The 18,402-nt window shown below is 75.2% G+C and carries 16 protein-coding genes; 4 read left to right on the forward strand and 12 right to left on the reverse strand.

The features are described from left to right. The first annotated feature begins 18 nt into the window (after window positions 1-18). Window positions 19-948, forward strand: a complete 930-nt coding sequence (locus LPA54_RS19005) for a PfkB family carbohydrate kinase (RefSeq protein ID WP_228979311.1) — start codon at window positions 19-21, stop codon at window positions 946-948. 82 nt (window positions 949-1,030) lie between these two features. Continuing rightward, window positions 1,031-1,648, forward strand: coding sequence for a GNAT family N-acetyltransferase (locus tag LPA54_RS19010; protein ID WP_228979313.1), 618 nt, complete (start codon window positions 1,031-1,033; stop codon window positions 1,646-1,648). Window positions 1,649-1,718: 70 nt separating this feature from the next. Here LPA54_RS19010 and LPA54_RS19015 read toward each other — a convergent pair whose 3' ends face one another. Further along, window positions 1,719-2,399: a TNT domain-containing protein gene (locus tag LPA54_RS19015; protein ID WP_228979474.1), complete on the reverse strand. Its 681-nt coding sequence runs from the start codon at window positions 2,397-2,399 to the stop codon at window positions 1,719-1,721. Between the two features lie 291 nt (window positions 2,400-2,690). Here LPA54_RS19015 and LPA54_RS19020 point away from each other — a divergent pair, with 291 nt between their 5' ends. Continuing rightward, the gene (locus LPA54_RS19020; RefSeq protein WP_228979315.1) at window positions 2,691-3,917 is read left to right on the forward strand and encodes a hypothetical protein; all 1,227 of its coding nucleotides are present in this window, start codon (window positions 2,691-2,693) and stop codon (window positions 3,915-3,917) included. Here LPA54_RS19020 and LPA54_RS19025 read toward each other — a convergent pair. Together LPA54_RS19025 and LPA54_RS19030 are read right to left on the reverse strand one after the other, a co-directional pair. Further along, the gene (locus LPA54_RS19025; RefSeq protein WP_228979318.1) at window positions 3,869-4,057 is read right to left on the reverse strand and encodes a hypothetical protein; all 189 of its coding nucleotides are present in this window, start codon (window positions 4,055-4,057) and stop codon (window positions 3,869-3,871) included. The genes LPA54_RS19020 and LPA54_RS19025 overlap by 49 nt on opposite strands. Before the next feature lie 37 nt (window positions 4,058-4,094). Continuing rightward, window positions 4,095-4,688 carry a hypothetical protein gene (locus LPA54_RS19030; RefSeq protein WP_228979320.1) on the reverse strand — a complete coding sequence of 198 codons (594 nt, stop codon included), beginning with the start codon at window positions 4,686-4,688 and terminating at the stop codon, window positions 4,095-4,097. A gap of 215 nt (window positions 4,689-4,903) precedes the next feature. Between LPA54_RS19030 and LPA54_RS19035 the strand changes: the two genes are divergently transcribed. Further along, the gene (locus tag LPA54_RS19035; protein ID WP_228979323.1) at window positions 4,904-5,854 is read left to right on the forward strand and encodes a helix-turn-helix domain-containing protein; all 951 of its coding nucleotides are present in this window, start codon (window positions 4,904-4,906) and stop codon (window positions 5,852-5,854) included. Here LPA54_RS19035 and LPA54_RS19040 read toward each other — a convergent pair. The 9 genes from LPA54_RS19040 to LPA54_RS19080 are packed head-to-tail and all read right to left on the reverse strand — an operon-like array spanning window position 5,839 to window position 18,156. Next, the gene (locus LPA54_RS19040) at window positions 5,839-6,558 is read right to left on the reverse strand and encodes a 4'-phosphopantetheinyl transferase superfamily protein (RefSeq protein ID WP_228979324.1); all 720 of its coding nucleotides are present in this window, start codon (window positions 6,556-6,558) and stop codon (window positions 5,839-5,841) included. The genes LPA54_RS19035 and LPA54_RS19040 overlap by 16 nt on opposite strands. Window positions 6,559-6,572: 14 nt before the next feature. After that, the gene (locus tag LPA54_RS19045; protein WP_228979327.1) at window positions 6,573-7,625 is read right to left on the reverse strand and encodes a C45 family peptidase; all 1,053 of its coding nucleotides are present in this window, start codon (window positions 7,623-7,625) and stop codon (window positions 6,573-6,575) included. Beyond that, window positions 7,622-8,248 (reverse strand): GNAT family N-acetyltransferase, encoded by a 627-nt coding sequence (locus LPA54_RS19050; protein WP_228979329.1) that lies wholly within the window; start codon window positions 8,246-8,248, stop codon window positions 7,622-7,624. The genes LPA54_RS19045 and LPA54_RS19050 overlap by 4 nt, the downstream gene beginning before the upstream one ends. A 5-nt stretch (window positions 8,249-8,253) precedes the next feature. Then, on the reverse strand, window positions 8,254-8,544 hold the full coding sequence (locus tag LPA54_RS19055; RefSeq protein ID WP_228979330.1) for an acyl carrier protein: 291 nt from the start codon (window positions 8,542-8,544) through the stop codon (window positions 8,254-8,256). After that, window positions 8,534-10,117 (reverse strand): AMP-binding protein, encoded by a 1,584-nt coding sequence (locus LPA54_RS19060; RefSeq protein WP_228979335.1) that lies wholly within the window; start codon window positions 10,115-10,117, stop codon window positions 8,534-8,536. Before LPA54_RS19060 ends, LPA54_RS19055 begins: the two co-directional genes overlap by 11 nt. Before the next feature lie 11 nt (window positions 10,118-10,128). Next, a complete protein-coding gene (locus tag LPA54_RS19065; protein ID WP_228979337.1) occupies window positions 10,129-13,464 on the reverse strand; it encodes a non-ribosomal peptide synthetase in 3,336 nt (1,111 codons plus the stop codon). Then, complete coding sequence (locus tag LPA54_RS19070) at window positions 13,461-15,734, reverse strand: class I tRNA ligase family protein (protein WP_228979339.1); 2,274 nt, start codon at window positions 15,732-15,734, stop codon at window positions 13,461-13,463. The genes LPA54_RS19065 and LPA54_RS19070 overlap by 4 nt, the downstream gene beginning before the upstream one ends. Beyond that, complete coding sequence (locus LPA54_RS19075) at window positions 15,731-16,831, reverse strand: FAD-binding oxidoreductase (protein WP_228979340.1); 1,101 nt, start codon at window positions 16,829-16,831, stop codon at window positions 15,731-15,733. The genes LPA54_RS19070 and LPA54_RS19075 overlap by 4 nt, the downstream gene beginning before the upstream one ends. Beyond that, entirely contained in the window at window positions 16,831-18,156 is a 1,326-nt protein-coding gene (locus LPA54_RS19080) for a lysine N(6)-hydroxylase/L-ornithine N(5)-oxygenase family protein (protein ID WP_228979342.1), read from the reverse strand. The genes LPA54_RS19075 and LPA54_RS19080 overlap by 1 nt, the downstream gene beginning before the upstream one ends. Window positions 18,157-18,402 lie beyond the last annotated feature (246 nt).

Consider the following 18,402-nt stretch of genomic DNA (forward strand, 5'->3'; position numbering starts at 1 on the left):
GCCCACCGAGAGGACCCCATGAGCAGCACCCCGGAGACCGACGTCCTCGTCCTCGGGGGCGCGGGTGTCGACACCATCGTGTACGTGCCCGACCTGCCCCTGCCCCTCGCCGACAGCCACATGATCCGGCCCGGGATCCGGACCCGGGCCGGGCAGACCGGCGACTTCCTCGCGCTCGGCCTGAGCGCGCTGGGCCTGCGCACCCACCACCTCGACGTGCTCGGCGACGACCCCGAGGGCGACCTGGTCCGGGCCCTCCACCGGGACCGGGGCATCCCCCTCACCACCGTCCCCCTCGGCGCCGGGACCAAGCGCGCCGTCAACTTCGTCAGCCCCGACGGGCGGCGGCTCTCCCTCTACGACGCGACCCGCTGCGGCGAGTCGGACCGGCTCCCGGAGGGCACCGTCACCGCGCTCGCCTCGGCCAGCCGCCACGTCCACGTCTGCATCACCCAGCCGTGCGTCCACGCCCTGCCCGCACTGCGCCGGACCGGGGTGACGCTCTCCACCGACCTGCACGACTGGGACGGAGAGAACCCCTATCACGAGGCGTTCGCCCTCGCGGCGGACGTCGTCTTCGTCTCCGCCGCCGCCCTCGACGACCCCGAGCGCACCCTGCGCGACATCACCGCGCGCGGCCGGGCCGTCGAGGCCGTCGCCACGGCCGGGGCCGACGGCGCCTACCTGCTGACCGACGGCGAACTCACCCACGTCCCCGCCGTGGCGCCGCCCGCGCCCGTCGTGGACTCCAACGGCGCGGGGGACGCCTTCGCCGCCGGCTACCTCTTCGGCCGGCTCGCCGGCGAACCGCCGCTCAGGTGCGCCCTGTTCGGTGCCGTGGCCGGCGCCCACGCGTGCACGGTGCCCTCGACGCGGACCGACGCCGTCGACCGCGCCGCGCTGCTGGCCCGCGCGGCGGAGCTGACCGCCGAGCACCCCACCGGCTGAACCAACGCCGCCCCCACCGCCGGAGAGCCCGGAGGGCGGACGGGACGGGCCCGGCGGCGAGTCCGAGATCCACAAGTGGAGAATGGGGCGCATGTCGATGACGAACCGTCCGCGGACGACCACGGCCGACGACACCCCGCTGGTCAGCCGGCTCCTGGCCCGCGCCTTCGAGGACGACCCGATGATCCGCTGGTTCTTCCCGGACGGCGCGACGCGCGCGGCGGGGGTCGAACGGTACTTCGCCACGCTCCACACCCGCCAGTACGCGCGCCACGGCGTCTGCGAGCACACGGAGGCGGCCGCGGCCTTCTGGGTCCCGCCGGAGTCCCGGGACAAGGCCGTCCCCGACGCGGAGACCGTCCGCGACCTGCTGGACATCCTGGGCGACCGTGCTCCCGCCTTCCGGGACGCGGTGGAGGCGGCCGGCGAGCACACGCCGCGGGAGCCCCACTGGTACCTCGCGGTCATCGGCGCCGACCCGGCCGCCCAGGGCCGCGGACACGGCGCCGCGCTGCTGCGCTCGGGCCTCGCCCGCGCCGACGCGGCCGGCGTGCCCGCCTACCTGGAGTCGTCGAAGCCGGAGAACCTCCCCTTCTACGAGCACTTCGGCTTCCGGGTGCGCGGGGAGGCGCGGCTGCCGGGGGGCGGGCCGACCCTGTGGGCGATGTGGCGCGAACCCCACCGCCCGACCGACAGGTAGGACGCCCCGGCCCCGGACCCGGCTCCGGACCCGGCCCCGAACCCGGGGCCGGTGGGACCGGGGTGGTGGCTCAGGGGCGGACGGCGGTCAGATAGCCCTGGTCGAGAAGCCGGCGCACGTTCAGCCGCTGCCCCGGCCCCGGGTCCAACAGCGCGGGGTCCAGCTTGATCTGCTGTCCGCCGCCCGGCTGCCCGAACCACGGCGCGATGCCGCCGCGCCACACGGAGAACGGCCGCTCGACCCGGTACACCCGGTAGTCGCAGGGGACGGCCGCGTCACGGGTGTTCAGGCTCTGCGGCGGCAGGGCCCGCCGGGCGTACGCGTCACCCGCCGGGGCGAGGTAGGCGCCGTACTCGGAGCCGAACCGGTCCAGCCGCTCGCCGGGGCGCAGTGTCGTCACGCGCCGGTCCACTTCGCCGTTGACCTCGGCGAACCCGTCGTGAGGCGGGTACTTCCAACCGGCCGGCCCGTCCGGGCCCTCCTCCTTCCAGTAGGTGGCGAGGAACGCCTGCGGCGACATGCCGCCGGTCCGCCGCCAGCCCGTGAGCAGCGGGCCCACCGGCCGCTCGGGCGGTCGCGGCAGGTACTTCGGGCCGAGTCGGGCGTCCGACTGGAACTCCCCGCTGCACGCGGCGGGACGCTCCTCGCGAGCGTCGGCGGTCGGAGGCGCCGCGGCGGCGGGCGACGCCGTCGCGGACAGGGCGGTGAGGGTCAGGGCCAGTGCGGACAGGAGGGCGCGCAGTCGGTCCACGTCGCGGTGCTCCTCGGGTGAGGGATGGCTGATCTGACGCACCGTAGCGACGTGATCACGTCCCGCGCGCCGGTTCGGGGGGCGTTTTCCGGCCGACCTCCACGCCGCGTCCGCCGGTGGTCGCGCCGCCCGCGCGCGCCCTGACGGGGCGTCACCCGAATGGCGGGCGAGGGCTCGTGGTGGGCCGTCCGCGCGTGCCACAGTGCCACGGGCCCCGGGCGAGCCCGGACCCACCGGCCCGCACCCTCCGGGCCGGCCTTCGCCCCCACCCACTTTGGAAGGCCGTACGCCATGGCTGCCCCCCGCCACCTCGTCCGCCGCGCCCTGACCGGCGTCGCCGCCCTCGCCCTCGTGGCGCTGCCGCCCGCCGCCGCGGCGGCGGACCCCGAGCCGTCCCCCCACCGCGCCGCCGCGGTCGAGCCGCCCGCCGGGGTGACGGCGGGCGTCGCCGTCCTCGACCGGCGGACCGGCGCGTTCACCGCGCAGCACGACCCCGCAGCGCGGTTCCGGTCGGCGTCCGTGGTGAAGATCCTCATCGCGCTCGACCTCGTGTGGGACCGCGGCCCCGACGCCCTGCCCGCGGCCGACCGGTCCCGTGTGCGCGCCATGCTGCGCGGCAGCGACGACGCCGCCGCGAGCCACTACTGGGCCGGGCGCGGCCAGGGCGCCCTGATCGACCGCATGGTCGCCCGCCTCGGCCTGACCGACACCGCCCGGCCCCCCGCCTCCCACCCCGGCTACTGGGGGTACACCGCCCTGTCGGCCCGCGACACCGTCCGTGTCTACCGCCACCTGCTCGACACCGCGACGCCGGGCGTACGGGACTTCGTGCTCGGCGAGTTGCGCCAGTCGACCCGCTGCGCCACCGACGGCTTCGACCAGCACTTCGGCGTCGCCGGCGCCTTCGACCGCCCGTGGGCGGTGAAGCAGGGCTGGTCGGGCTTCTCCTCCGGCGGCTGCACCGCCACCACGGCCCCCGGCACCGCCACCACGGCCGCCGGCACCGCCACCACGGCCGCCGGCACGGGCACCCCGGCCCCCGCCGGCGCGACCGGTATCCCCGGGAGGGCTCCGCGCGAGGCGGCCGGGCCCGCCGCCGTCGACCTGGACCGGCCCGCGCTCCACACCACGGGCGTCGTCGGGGCCGGCGACCGCACCATCGTCGCCGTCCTCACGCTGCACCCGCGCGGCACGGCGTACGGCAAGGCGTACACCGACCTCGGGCGGCTCACCCGGTCCCTCGACGTCCCCGGCGCGACGCGCCCCGCGGGCAAGTGGATCGGCACCTGGGGGAGCGAGGTGAGGGTCCGGGCCGAGGCCACGACCGCCTCCCAGGCGCTCACCACCCTGCCCGCCGGGGTGGAGGTGCTCGTCTCCTGCCAGAAGCGGGGCGGGCAGGTGTCGATCCCCCCGTACACCAACGAGTGGTGGGCCTACCTGCCGCAGTACGGCGGCTACATGACCAACATCTACCTCTCCTCCCCGGGCGACCAGGTCCCGGGCGTGCCCGTCTGCTGAGCACGGGAGACCGGCGGCGGTGCGGCGGGGGCGGCCGGCGGGCCGAGGCCCCGCCACACCGCCGCCATGACGGCGAGCAGCGCCACCACGGTGGTGAGCAGCAGGGCCAGCGCCTCGGCGCGGGACGGTACGGGCGGCATGGCGGCTTTCGGATCGGGGCGGGTTCGTGGGGACGGGTCAGTCGACGATGTTGACGGGCCGGTAGGCGTGGTGCCCGTCCCCGCCGCTGACGCCGCAGGAGTGCTGCTTCCAGCGGGTGCCGACCCCACCCGCCTGCTCGAAGGACTTGTACGCGGTGCGGGCCCCGTCGGCCCAGCCGTCGAAGACGACGACGTGGCGCTGGTTCGGGTTGTCGCTGTCCGCCTTGATCACCAGGTCGCCGGGGGCGAGGTCGCTCATCGCGATCGGGCGGGTGTGGTCGGCCTTCTTCAGGCTGACGGTGTTCGGTCCCGGCTTCCACAGGCCGAGCGCCATGGAGACGCAGCCGGAGCAGTCCTGCCGGTGGCCGTCCTTCCAGTACTTGTCCTGGGCGTACGGCACGGGACGGCCGCTGTTCGCGGTCAGCCACGTCTTGGCGCGTTCCGGCACCTGCGCGCGGGTCAGGGTGGGCGCCGCCGCCCCGACGGCGGCCGCGCGGACGGCGGTCCGCTCGGAGGGCGCCGCCGCCGGCGCCTGCGGGGCCGTCAGGGCGGTGGACGCCAGGCAGGCGAGGGCGGTCAGTGCGACCGCGCCCCAGTGGCGGGCTCCGGTCTGGTGCGGGGTCTCGGACATGGTTCTCTCCCGTGTTCGCGGCGTGGGCGCCGGGCCGGCCGCGGGTCGGCCGGGGAGCAGAGCTTTGTGGCGGTGCGTCACCCTTCGCAAGAGTGTCCCGTTTGCTTCGCCGATGTCGGGATCCCTAGGGTTCTGACCTGCTGGGACGTCCTCGTCCCGGGACCGGGAACGGCGTGCGGGGCGGCGGTCGGGCCCGCGGATGGAGGAGGCGGAGCATGGCGGACGGCGGGCGGCCCGACGAGGCGCCGGCGCAGCGGCTGGGCAGGGCCCTGCGCGCGCTGCAGCAGCGGTCCGGGCGCACCCTGCGCTCCCTGGAGGAGGACGTGCCGATCAGCGACTCCTCGCTCTCCCGCTACTTCCGGGGCAGCACCGTCCCGCCCTGGTCGACCGTCCGCGACCTGTGCCGGGCGCTGGGCGCCGACCCGACGGAGTACCGGGCCCTGTGGGAGGCGGCGGACCGCGGCCAGACGGCGGGAGCGCGGACCGACGCCGTCCGTACCGGCGTACCGGCCGCGCCGGGCGCCGGCGCGGCCGGCTCCGGCGACCCGGGCCCCGCACCGGGCCCCGCGCCGGCGCCCGGTGCGGGGTCCGGGCCCGGCACCCGCCTCCGGCGGTGGCTCGGCGGGGCCCGCGCGCGGCTGCCCGGCCGACGGGCCTGCGCCGCGGGGGGTGCCGTCGTGGGCGTGGTCCTGGGCGCCGTGCTGGCCTCGCTCGCCGTGCCCCAGGTGCCCGCCTCGGCGCCGCCCGGCGCCCCCGCACCGCACGCCACCCCGGAGCCGGGGGGAACGGCGGGGGCGCCCCGGCACGTACGGGTCTTCGTCAGCCGGGAGACCGGCCGCTGCCTCGACGACAGCCTCGACGAGCGGCTGCGCACGTACAAGTGCAACGGCATGAGCTACCAGTGGTGGACCGTGCACACCCTCGACGACGGCTCCCGGCGCCTGCGCAACCACGCGACCGGGCGGTGCCTGGAAGACGGCGCCGCCGGGCTGCGCGCGGTGCGCTGCGGCGCGGGTGACAGCGGGCCGCAGACGTGGTCGGTGACGGTGTGGAGCGACGAGTCCACCGAGGTGAGGAGCCGGGTCACCGGGGCGTGCCTGGACGACAGCGGCGCCGGGCTGCGCACCCGGCCCTGCGACCGGACCGACCGTCAGAGGTGGGGCTGAGGGCCCCCGGCGCGCTCGCCCGTACCGGCGCCGTCCGCACCGGGCCATCGGCGGACCGCCACCGGGGGCAGGGCCGCCGGTGAGACGAAGGACGCCACCGCCGCGCTCGACGCGCGGGCCGCCGGCAGCACGGTGGTACGGGCGTGCCAGGCGCCCGGGGGGTGCCCGGCTATGCCGCGCAGCCCCACCGCGCCGCCCGGCGCGAAGGACAGGCGCACCGACCCCGCGCCTTCGGCGAGGCCCTGCCCCGTCGCCTTGACCGCCGCCTCCAGCAGCGTCCAGGCGGGGAAGAAGGACTCCGGGACGGCCTGCGGGGGGAGATCCGGCACGACGACCGACAGCACGTCGAGCGCGGAGCGCAGCGGGCGGACGACTTCCACGTCCGCACCGATGGGCCCGTCGGCCGCCGCGCAGAGCAGGAGCAGCCCGTCGGAGCGCGACCAGCTGACGTGCCGCTCCGGGTGGTCGGGCAGGTACGGCTTCCCGGTGGGGCCGCGGGCGATGCGGACCTCGGCCGGCGCGGTCCCCAACCACCCCGCCAGGAGGTGCCGCACCACCCGCCCCGTGCCGAGGAGGCGGCGCGCCGCCTCCCGGTTCGCGCAGGCCGCGACGCGGCGGGCCTCCCGCGCGGTGAGGCCGCCCGGCCGGTGGTCGGGCAGCCGCGCCGTGCCGGCCGCGTCGAGGTCCACCAGCCAGGCGTCCATCCGCCGCTCCCCGGTCACAAGGCGAAGACCTGCGTCCGGGACAGGGCCGGGTCGCCGGGCCGCAGGTGCAGCCGGCCCTCGGCGGGCAGCAGCACCACCGCCGCGACCGTGCGCTCGGCCCGTACGTCGCCCCGGTCGGGGACGCGGATCGGCGACCGGGACAGCAGGGCGAAGTGGTCCTCCGGTCCGGCGTCCGCGCCCAGTGCGGCGAGTCCGTCGGTCGCCGCGCGCAGGCGCCGCACCGACGAGTTGCGCGCGAACACGTTGATCTCGTCGGCCGTCGCGAAGTCCGGGTGCAGGAAGTGGTTCGTGTGGACCGTCCGCTCGCCCTCGTGGACGCGCAGGTCCTTGTCGAGGAACTCCACCCACACGGCCCGCTCCCGGTCGCACAGGGTCAGGGAGCGGGAGCTGGCCAGGGGGAGGCGGGCGAGGAGCTCCAGGGCCTGCGTCACGCTGCCCGCCTCGTCCAGGATGTGGCGGATCGCCAGGTACGGCGGGACGCCGGGCTTCCACTCGCCGCCCAGCACCAGGTTGAGCCCCACGGCCAGACCGTCGCTGTTGACGCCGAGGTAACCGAGCAGGCCGTGGAAGCTGAGGAGCAGGGAGCGGCGCGACGAGCCCGCGCGGGACACCTCCAGGACGCTGAGCACGTCGTCCAGGTCGCCGTTGAGGTCGACGGTCTGCGCGAGGACGGGGCCCGCGGGGCCGGACCCCGCGAGCGCCCAGGTCGTGCAGTCGCCCGCGGTGGGCACCTTCCGGTAGCCCATGATCTCCCGCCGCACCTGGAGGAGCCACGCCTCGTCCTCGGTGATGCCCGCCCCCGCGGCGAGGCCCGCGACCTCCTCCGCGAGGTCGGGCAGCGCCGCCGTGATCTCCCTGCGGTGCGCGGCGATCGAGGGCCGCAGCCCGTCCAGGGTGACCGGCGCCGGCAGCACCTTGTCCAGCCGGGCGAGCGAGTCCCCGAGGAAGGCCCGCAGGCTCGCCCCGAGCGCCGCCCCGTGCGTCCGGCCGACGGTGTACGGGTCGCCGGCGGCCCTGACGAACGGGACGGCCGTGGGCCCGCTCAACGCTCCGGTGCCTTCGGCGTCACCTTCGGCCGCGCCGCCAGTTCCCGCTTGACCTGCGGCCACTCGTCCCGCAGGACGCTGTAGAAGACGGCGTCCCTGCGCCGGCCGCCCGGCATGAAGTTGAAGCTGCGCAGCGTGCCCTCCTCCACGGCGCCGATGTTGGCGAGCCCGCGCCGCGCCTGCGTGTTCAGCACGTCCGTCTTGAACTCGACCCGCTCCGCGCCCAGCCGCTCGAAGGCGTGCTCCAGCAGCAGGTACTTCGCCCACCGGTTGACGCCCCGGCCGCGGAAGTCCCGGCCGAGCCACGACCAGCCGATCTCCAGGCGGCGGTCGGCCTCGGCCATGTTGCCGTAGCTCATGCTGCCCGCGATCCGGCCCGACTCCTTGTCCGTGATGGCGAACACCACGCGCCGCCCCGCGGCCTGGTCGGCCAGGCCCGTGTCGAAGAACTCCTTGAAGTCGGTCTCGTCCGTCACGGCCGTGACGAAGTACCGCCAGATGTCCGGGTCCATGGCCACGGCCCGGACCGGTTTGCGATCGGCCTCCGTGACCGGCGCCAGCCGTACGCGGTCGTTCTCCAGGACGGCGGCGGCGTCCGCCGCCCAGTCGGTCTCGATGCCCATGGCGGTCAGGCTCCCTTGCCGGCGTGACGGGTCAGTGCGTCGGTGACGTCGCGCAGCGTCTTCATCTCCGCGAGGTCGTGCTCGGTGAAGTGGGCGAGGTCCACGTGGGTGGCCTCGCACACCTCGGTCAGGAAGAGCACCTTGTTGAGCGAGGTCAGCCCGTAGGCGCCGGTCATGTCGGCGTCCGGGTCGAGCGCGTCGGGGGCCACCTCGGGGGTGAGCACGGCCGACAGCTGCTCGCGGGCGGCCGCCTCCATGGCGGTGGGAACGTCTTCGGTGCGCGGCTCAGGGAGCATGGATGCCTTCCGTGGAGTCGTGTACGGCGGAGTGGTGGGCGGCGAGGATCTGCCGCCGCTTCGGCTTGTACTGGGAGGTGAGCAGCCCGTTGCCGATGTCGAACGGGGGGTCGGCGACGACGACCCGGCTGATCCGCTCGTCCGCGGCGAGGGAGGAGTTGGTCAGGGCGAGCCGGGCCGCGATGGCGTCCCGGTCGGCGGGCACCGACGCCGGTGACACGACGGCGACCAGCTCGGTCTGGGCGGGGCAGAACACGACGCACTCGGCGATCGCCGGGTCCGCCTTCATGTGCTCCTCGATCGGCCGGACGACGACCTTCTTGCCGTTGTCGAGGACGATCACGTCGTCGGCCCGGCCGAGGATGTACAGGAACCCGTCCTCGTCGATCCGGCCCAGGTCGCCGGTGACGACGGTGCCGTCCGGCGCGAAGACGCGCTCCGAGTAGCCCGGCGCCGCGTACGCGTACCGGGTGTTGACGGGGTGCTCGGCGCGCACCCGGACGAGGCCGTCGTCGTCGATCAGCACCTCCTTGCCGGGCAGGACCCGGCCGACGCTGCCCTCGCGGCTCGCGCCCGGGTGGTTCTTGGCGACGATGCACGTCTCGTTGAGCCCGTACCCCTCGTACAGGGGCAGGCCCGCCTCGGTGAAGAAGCGCAGCGTGTCCGGGTTCGCGGGCGCGGACCCCGTCCACAGGTAGCGGATCCGGTCGCCGAACACGGCCCGTGCCGCCTGCGCGGGCCCCGTGCCGTCCCCGGCCCGTGCGAGGCGGGTCTCGATCTGCCGCTTCGCCGTCTCGTAGAGGGCGGGCACCCCCATGACGACGGTGGGCCGCACCCGGCGCAGGGCCGCGAAGGCCGCCTCGTACGTGGTGATGGTGACGTCGTGGCCGTGCAGCAGCGCCGAGTACACCCAGTACCGCTGCTGGAGCAGGGACAGCGGCAGGAAGACGAACAGGTCGTCGTCCGGTTTGTGCGCGAAGACCTCCTGCACGGCGGCGAGGGAGCTGCCGATGCTGCCCGCCGTCGCCCCCAGCCCCTTCGGCTCGCCGGTGCTGCCGGACGTGAACTTGATGGTGGTCACGTCGCGGTCGCCCCAGACCACGGCGGGCAGGGGAGTGTCGTCGGCCGGCTGCGCCTCCGACGCGGCCCGCACCTCCCGCATCGACACCGCGCCCGGCGCGTCCGTCGCCCGGTCCGTGCACAGCAGCCCGATCCCGTACCGCTCCATCAGCTCGGCCGTCGGCTCGAACTTGCCGGGTTCGAAGCCGGCCGTCTCCGCCTTCAGCCGCAGCGCCGCGAGGTCGAGCATGACCCACTCCAGGCAGTTCGCCGCGAGGATGCCGACGCGGTCGCCCGGGCCGATGCCCCGGGCGCGCAGCCACCGGGCCACCCGGCCGGACCGCTCGTACAGCTCGGTGAGCGGCAGGCTCTCGGAGCCGACCAGCCGCGCGAAGGTGATCGTGCCGCCGAGCGGGGGCGACCCGGCCACCCGGTCCAGCAGGTTCCCCGCCGTGCGGCTCGCGGCCGCGCGGCCCTCCGCGGCGCGGCCCTGCGCCGGGCGGCTGTCGGTCATGCGGTCCTCCGTCATCGCCGGCTGCCCTCCGGGGTCCGCGCGCCCTCGGCGACGAGGGGCGCCATGGCGCGGATCGTCTCCAGCTCCACGAACCGGTCGAGCGTCAGCGTCACGCCGAACTCCTTGCGGACGGCCGACAGGATCCGCGCCGCCGCGATGGAGTCACCGCCGAGCGAGGCCAGGTCGTCGTGGACCCCGACGCCCTCACGGCGCAGCACCGACGCCCAGATCCGGGCGAGCGCCCGCTCGGTGTCGTCGGCGGGGCCGCCGTCCGCGTCCGCCGCCCCGGCCGGGGCCGGCTCCTCGCCGTCCACCGGGCTCCGCGCGAGCCGCGCCCGGTCGACCTTGCCGTTGCGGGTCAGCGGCAGCTCGTCGTGCCACACGAACACCGACGGCACCATGTAGTCCGGCAGGTCGGCGCGGAGCGCGGTGCGCAGCACCGCCGGCGAGGGCCTCTCGGCGCCGGCCGGCACCACATGCGCCACCAGCCGGTCCCCGCGGGCCCCCGGCACCCCGGCGACCACCGCCTTCGCGACCCCGTCCACGGCCACGAGCCGGGTCTCGACCTCGCCCGCCTCGATGCGGTAGCCGTTCACCTTGATCTGGAAGTCGCTGCGGCCCAGGATCGCGATCTCGCCGTCCGGGAGGTAGCGGCCGAGGTCGCCCGTGCGGTACATCCGCTCGCCGCGCGCCGCGTCGGCGAAGAACCGCTCGGCGGTGCGCTCCTCGTCGCCCCAGTAGCCGCGCGCGAGACCGGTGCCCGCCGCGCAGATCTCGCCGGTCACCCAGTCCGGTGCGTCGAGCCCGTCCCGGTCCAGGACGTACGCCCGGTTGTTGGCGTTGGGCCTGCCGTAGGGAATGGACTCGCTGCCGTCCTCGTGGGGGCCCACCGGGTGCAGGATGTTCCAGATCGTCGTCTCGGTCGGTCCGCCCAGCGAGACCACCTCCACGTCCGCCTTCAGCCGGCGCAGCGCGGCGGGCAGCGCGGGCGGCACGCGGTCGCCGCTCATCATCACGAGCCGCAGCGCGGGCGGCACATCGGCCTGCGCCGCGGCCTGGTCGTGCAGCAGGTTGACGATGGCGGGCACCGAGTTCCACACGCTGACCCCGAACCGGCGGCACAGCTCCAGCCAGTGGCCGGGGTCGACCGCCTTGTCCCGGTCCGGCATGACCAGGGCGGCCCCCGCCGACAGGGCGCCGAACACGTCCCACACCGACAGGTCGAAGGTGAACGCGCTGATCGCGAAGAACCGGTCCGAGGCGGCGATGGAGAACCGCCCGTGGCAGTCGGCGACGACGTTGGCCACGTTCAGGTGGCTGACCATCACGCCCTTGGGCGCGCCGGTCGTGCCCGAGGTGTACAGCACGTACGCCAGGTCGCCGGGGTCGGAGCCCGGCAGCCGCTCCGGCACCTCGGCCGGGTCACCGGCCGGCGGGGCGCTCACGTCGAGCGGCAGCACCTCGCGCTCGCCCTGCGGGTCCGACCACCCCGCGTTCGTCAGGACGCAGCGCACCCGCCCGTCGCGCAGCATGTACTCCTGCCGCGCCGCCGGAAGGCCCGCGTCGACGGGCAGGTACGCGCCGCCCGCGAGGACCACCGCCAGGATGCCGACGATCTGCTCCGGGCCGCGGTGCATGACCAGGCCCACCAGCTCGTCCCGCGCCACGCCCCGCTCCCGCAGCCAGGCCGCGGCCCGCGCCGCCCGGGCGAGGAGCTCCCCGTACGTCACCGTGCCCGACGAGGTGAGGACCGCGGGGGCGTCCGGCGCGCTGCGGGCCCGGGCGACGAAGTCGTCGCCGAGCAGCACCTGCGGCAGCGGCCCGGCCGTGTCGTTGGCCGCCGCGCGGCGCTCGCGCTGGTCGGGCGGGAGCAGGTCCAGGGAGTGCCGGGTCCACGCCTCCTCGTCCGCCAACGCCTCCAGGAGGGTGCCGAAGCCGTGCGCGAGGGCGTCGAGCAGGCCCGGCGGGAACAGCTCGTCGATCCCGTCGAGCTGCACGACGAGCCCGCCGTGCTGCTCCATCGCGAAGGCGTTCAGCCACACCTGCGGCGTCTGACTGACCGTGAAGACCTCCTTGCCGAACAGCTCCAGCGCGGAACCGTCGGCGTCCCCGTGCCCGATGGCGCTGTTGAACGTGAACGGCATCCGGGCGCCCGCCACACCGCCGCGCCGCCTGGCCAGCTCCTGCATCACCTCGACACCGGAGAAGGAGCGGTGGTCCAGGTCCCTGCGCAGCCTGCTCTGCAGCGACCGGGCCCGCTCCTCGAACGTCACCGAACGGTCCACGTCCGCCTCGACGAGCATCGTGTCGGAGAACTGACCGATCGCGTCGGGCATCCGCGGGTGGATCGGCGGCCGGTTCGCGACCGTCGTCGTGATCGTGAACCGCCGGCCCGCGCCCCACGTCGACAGCGTCTCCGCGTACGCGGCGAACACGGCGGCCGACGGGGTGAGGCCGGCCTGCGCGGCGCGCTTGCGCAGCGCCGACCACGTGGGGGAGTCGAGCCGCACCGCGCGCTGCGCGAACCGCGACGACGTCAGCGCCGCCGGGCTCGTGGCGAGCGGCAGGTCCGGGTGGGGGGCGAGGTCGTCCACGCGGGCGAGCCAGTACTCGCGCGAACGCCGCGCCGCCGCCTTGGCCCGGTGCGCCTCGACGGCCACGACGTACTCCTCGTACGGCAGCTCGTCGCCGGCGGGCGCGCGACCGGTGTCGTACGCCTCCCACCAGGCGCGGAAGAACAGGAACATGCTCAACCCGTCCATGACGAGCCCGTCGTGGCTGACGTGCAGCACCATCCGGTCGTCCGCGAGGATCGTCACCTCGGCGGCGATCAGCGGGGCCCGGTCCGCGGCGAGGATCCGGTGCGAGCGCTTCTCGCGCAGCTCCGACAGGATCCGCGCCTGCGCCTGAGGGCTCTCCCGCCGCAGGTCCAGCCGCTCGACGCGCACCCCGTACGGCGTGTAGTCGGTGACCTGGCGCTCGTCGGACACGAACCGCGACCGCAGCGCGCTGTGCGCGTTGACGACCGCCTCCAGCGCCGTCTGCAGCCGGCCCACGTGCCACACGCCCTCGAACTCGTGGTACACGTGGCTCGCCACGTCCCCGACCTCGAAGATCCCGCTGCGGCCGAGCAGGTAGCTGCGCTGCAACGGCGACAGCGGGAAACCGGGCCCCGCCGACCGCTCGTCGGACAGGTGCGCGATCAGCTCGCCCTTCACGCTCTTCAGCCGCGCGATGAACTCCGCGTCCATCCGGGTCCGGTCGCCCTGGAGCCGCAGGTCGTCGCCGGCGAGCTCCAGCGTGAGGCCCCGGGCGGCGATCTCGCGCATCACCTCCCTGTACGTCATGCCGCGCCCCCCTCCTCCAGCGCGGCGACGGCGGCCGGCTCGGCGCGCTCCTCGACCAGGGCGGCCAGCGCGGCCACGTCGGTGGCGCCCATCAACTCCTCCACGGCCACGTCCACGTCGAGCTCGTCGAGGATCCGGTACTGCACGGTCACCGCCTGCAGGGAGCTCATCGCCAGGTCCGTGAGCGGCCGGTCCTCGAACGCCTCGCCGTCGGGCAGCTGCAGCGCGCCGCGCATCACCTCGACGAGCCACGGCAGCACCGGCGACGCGCCGGACGCGGGCGCCCCCGCCGCACCGGACGGGCGGAAGAAGACGGCGTCGGCGAGGGCGACGGCGGAGCCCGGCGCGAGGAGTTCCACGGTCCGCGGCCACGCGGTGGGCTCCGGCATGCCGAGCGCCGCCGCGAGACGGCCCGCGAAGCGCGGCATCACCGGCGCCGCCGCGTGGGCGAGCAGCCGCGCCGCCGCCAGCTCCAGCGCGGTCGCGGTGCGCGTCTCCGCCTCCCAGCCCGGGACCTGTGCCAGCCGCCCCTCCTGCTCGGAGAAGCGGACCGCGTCCTCGACGATCCCGTCGAGGACGGCCGCCGCCTGGTTCAGCGAGAACCCGTCGGAGCGCAGCGCGCCCGCGGCCGCGTCGAGCCGGGACCCGAGCCGGGCGAGGAACGCGGTGTGCTCCGGCGTCCAGTTGCCCGCGTCGGGCGCCGTGCCGTCGTGGTGCTTGACGATCCGCTCGCCCAGGTCGTTCAGCCAGCGCTGCCAGGTGCCGATCAGGGTGTCGTCCAGCGCCGACTCGTACGCGGCGCGGGTGAAGTCCGTGCGCCGGCCCTCGGGACGGGTGTGCGACAGGAAGTACCGCACGGCGTCCACGGAGTCCGGGGTGAGGATCTCCTTGCCCCAGATCGCGTGCCGCCTGCTGGTGGAGAACTTCGAGCCCTCCAGTGTGTAGAACTCGTTGACGTGGTAGTCGATGTCCGGGGCCCAGTCGGGGTACGCCAACTCGTACAGCACGGGGTACAGCACGCCGTGGTAGAAGCTGTTGTCGTAGCCGAAGAAGTGGACGATCTTCCAGTCCCGGCGCGGGTCGGCGGCCCGCCACTCCTCGCCGACCCGGGAGCCGAGCGACTGGATGCCGTGCAGGAACCCGTACGACATCTCCGGCCACACCCAGATGACCTGGTCGTCGACGCCGTCCTCGGCGGGCGGCACGCCCCAGTCGGAGGGGTGGCTGACCGGGATGTCGAGCCGGTCGCGGCGGAACAGCCGGTCGCCCAGCTCCCGCAGCCGCGCCGGGACGCGGCCGAGCCGGTGGTGCGCCGCCACCCGGTCGCCGTACGCGTGCAGCGGCAGCGACCAGCGGGCCGCGGGCGCCCGGCGCGGCGCGGCGTCCGACACGCCGGAGGCCGGCTCCCCGAGGTCGACGACCACGTTGGGCTCGCCGCACTCCTCGCAGATGTTGCCGCTCGTCCCGGAGCCGCAGCCGGGGCACAGGCCCCGGACGTCGACCTCGTACAGGTACCGCCCCGTCGCCGCGTCGAACAGGGCGTCGTGCTCCTCGACCCGCACCCCGCCGGAGGCGACGAGACGGGAGAAGAACGCCTGCAGCCCCTCGCGGTACCCCTCGGCGGTGTCGGTCACCGTGTACTGGTCGAGGGTGATGTCCATCGCCCGCAGCGTCCGCGCGATCTCCGCGCTGTAATGCGCGGCCGTCTCGGCGGGGGTGCGGCCGTCGCGGCCGGCGGCGGCCACCACGTAGCTCTGGTAGTCGTCGCTGCCGGTCAGGTGCCAGGCGCGGGTGCCGTTCATGCGCTGGAACCGCACGAACACGTCGGCGCCCAGGTACGGGCCGGACAGGTGCCCCAGGTGCAGGTCCCCGTTGGGCGTCGGGGGCGTGGAGAACACGAACACCGGCCGCTCGCCGAAATCGGCGCGCCGTCCGCTCCCGGCGGAGGCCACGGCACGGTCGGCGTCACGCCAGTACTGCGTGAGGAAGACCAGGTCCGTGTCGCCGGTGTTGGTCAGCACGTGCGACTCGAAGGGCTCGAACAGGGCGACCGTGCCGGGCTCGGCCGGGTACCGCTCGCCGTCCGCCTCGATCTCGCCGCGGCCGGCGACGATGACGAAGAACTCCGTCTCGTCGTGGTGGTGGCTGTCGGAGGAGCGGCCCGGGGCGACGCGGCCCCAGCCGGTGCCGACGCCGATGCCGTCGACGGAGCTCATGTCGATGCCGAACGCCTCGTGGAGCGCTCCGGGATCGTAGGTGTCGATGATCACACCGAAGTCCTTTCGGGGGAGGAAGCGGAGGAACCGGGAGTGCGGGACGGCAGCGCCAGCGCGTCGAGGACGTCACCCGCGATGGCCGGCGCGAGGCGGTAGCCGGAACCGCTGGCGGCTCCCGCGAACACCACCCGCCCGTCGTCGGTGACCGGACGGACCAGCGGGGCGAACCCGGGACCGTACGCGTCGCAGAAGACGCGGCCGGAGGTGCAGTGGTCGACGAGCGCCGGCGCGTAGCGGCGCAGCAGTCCGAGCGCCTCGTCGCGGTGCGCGGGCGACAGGCCGGGGTCGCCGGTCTCCGGGGAGACGTCCCACTCCTGGCAGGTGTAGCTGAACAGCCAGTGGCCCCGGTGGTGCAGCGGCAGCAGGAAGGCGTCCTCGTCGTGGAAGACCACGACCCGGTCGTCCGGGGCGGGTGTCCGCTCGACGTGCAGGGCGACGATCCTCTTCACGCGCGCCCCCAGCGGCCGCACGAGGTCCGCCCAGGCCGGCGCGGCCAACCACGGACCGGGGGCGAGCACGACCCGGCGCGCGGACAGCGTGTCACCGGTGCCGAGCGCCAGCCGGACCCCGTCCGCGCCCCGGTCGAGCCCGGTGACGGGCGTGGCCTCGCGGAAGTCGACCCGGGCCCGCAGGTCCGCGGCGAGCTCCTGCGTCAGGGCGGCCACGTCGGCGTACTGGCAGCCGTCGCCGTCCCACGCCGAGCAGCCGTCCGGCACCCGGGCGATCCCGCCCGGCACGGACCCGACCGGGCGCAGCCGCGCCTCGGGCAGGTACGCCTCGGCGAGCCGCTCCCGCGCCGGCTCCCGCGCCACGACCGTCATGCCGACGGCCGTGATGGGCAGCTCGGGCCGGCGCGCCTTGAGCGCCGCGTAGTACCGCTGGCTCTCGGCCGCCATGGCCCGCACCCGGGCCGTCGCGCCGCGCGGGAAGTGCAGCCCGGCCGACCTGCGGGTGGCGCCGTTCGCGATGAGCTCCCGGTCGAGCACGGCCACCCGGGTCCCCGGCGCCTCGTCGAGGATCCGGTGCGCGATCATGCAGCCGATCACCCCGGCGCCGACCACCGCGACATCCGTGTGCGCGGTGCGTCCCATCACGCGCTCATCCGGGGCTGCGTACCCGGGGCGACCTTGGTGGACCACTCGATGAACGAGGCCAGTTGCTCGTCGCTGCGTATCCCGCACAGGCTGTCGGCGATGCGCCTGCTGCGCCAGGCGTTGAGGCTGAGGTTGGGGTCGGCCAGGCCGCGCTGGCCGCGTGCCGCGTTCTGCACGAAGATCCGCCGGTCGCTCGGCCCGTCCCACCGGACCGCGTAGTCCTCGTCGATGCGCAGCTCGCCGCCGTCGCGCTCCAACCGGTCGGCGATGGGCGCGAGGAAGTCCATCCGGGCCGGGCGGAAGCCGGTCGCCCAGATCACCGTGTCCGCCTCGAACAGCTCGGCGCCGTCCGGCTCGTCGTTGTGGCGCGCGGCGACCTGCCACCCGCCGTACGGTCCGGCGGTGACGGCCGTGACCTCGCGGTTGGGGTGCAGGCCGACGAGGTCCGGGTTGTCCTCGATGAACCGGTGCACGTAGATGCCCTGGTAGATGCCGCGCAGGGTCGACTCGGAGATGCCGTCGCTGGTGAGGATGTGCTGGGCGTTGAACGAGGCGCGGGCCTCGCGGCGCAGACCGTAGAAGTAGTCGGCGTAGCTCGGCATGTAGTAGTCGTTGGTGAACGGCGAGTCGTCGATGGGGAAGTAGTTGCGGCGCCGCGACACCCACGACACCCGGCGCGGCAGGCCGGCCGCGGGCCGCGAGATCAGGTCGAGGACCGCCTCGGCACCGGACTGGCCGCCGCCCACGACGACGACCCGCTTGCCCGCGAGGTCCTGGGCCAGGTCCATGTACTGGCCGATGTGGAACTGCGTCGGGCCGAGCCGGCCGCGCACGTGCTCGGGCAGCCACGGCTCGCTGCCGACGCCGAGGACCACGTTGTCCGCCGTGACCGTGCGGCGGTCCGTGCGCACCGTGAACACGTCGTCGAAGTCGACTTCGAGGACGGTCTCGCCGAAGGCGAGGTTCTCGTTGCGGCGGCTCGCCCAGGCCAGGTAGTTGCGGAACTCCAGCCGGGGTATGTCGTCGAACTGGGCGTTGAGGAAGTGGTACACGCGGCCCTGGTCGTGCAGGTAGCTCATGAACGAGAACGGGTTGCGCGGGTCGGCGAGGCTCACCAGGTCCTTGAACATGGACACCTGGAGGGTGCTGCCGGGCATCTGCTGGCCGTCGTGCCAGCTGAAGGACTGCTTGCGGTCGATGAACAGGTTCGGCAGGTCCGGCACGCCGTGCAGCAGCGAGGCCAGGCTCAGGTTGGCGGGCCCCACGCCGATGCCGACGCATCGGTAGTGCGCCGGTGCGGACCGGGTGTGCTCTTGCCCCATGGTTCTACCTCTCCTCAGGGCGGCTGGTGCCGCGGTCGATCGGAAGGTGCGAGCGGGTCGGGTCCCCGCCTCCGGACCGACCGGTGCCGGCGGGGAGGCGGGAGGGGAGCGCTGTGCGTCGATCGGGTCGAACAGGGATGAACAGGGTCGAGCGGGGTGAACAGGGAGGAACCGGGTGGTAGGAGGGCGTGCCAGGCCGCGCCGGGGTGCGGCAGGGGTTGCGGTGCGGTGCGGTGCGGGCGGCTG

It is taken from the genome of Streptomyces sp. DH12 (assembly GCF_020873895.1).
GTDB lineage: Bacteria > Actinomycetota > Actinomycetes > Streptomycetales > Streptomycetaceae > Streptomyces.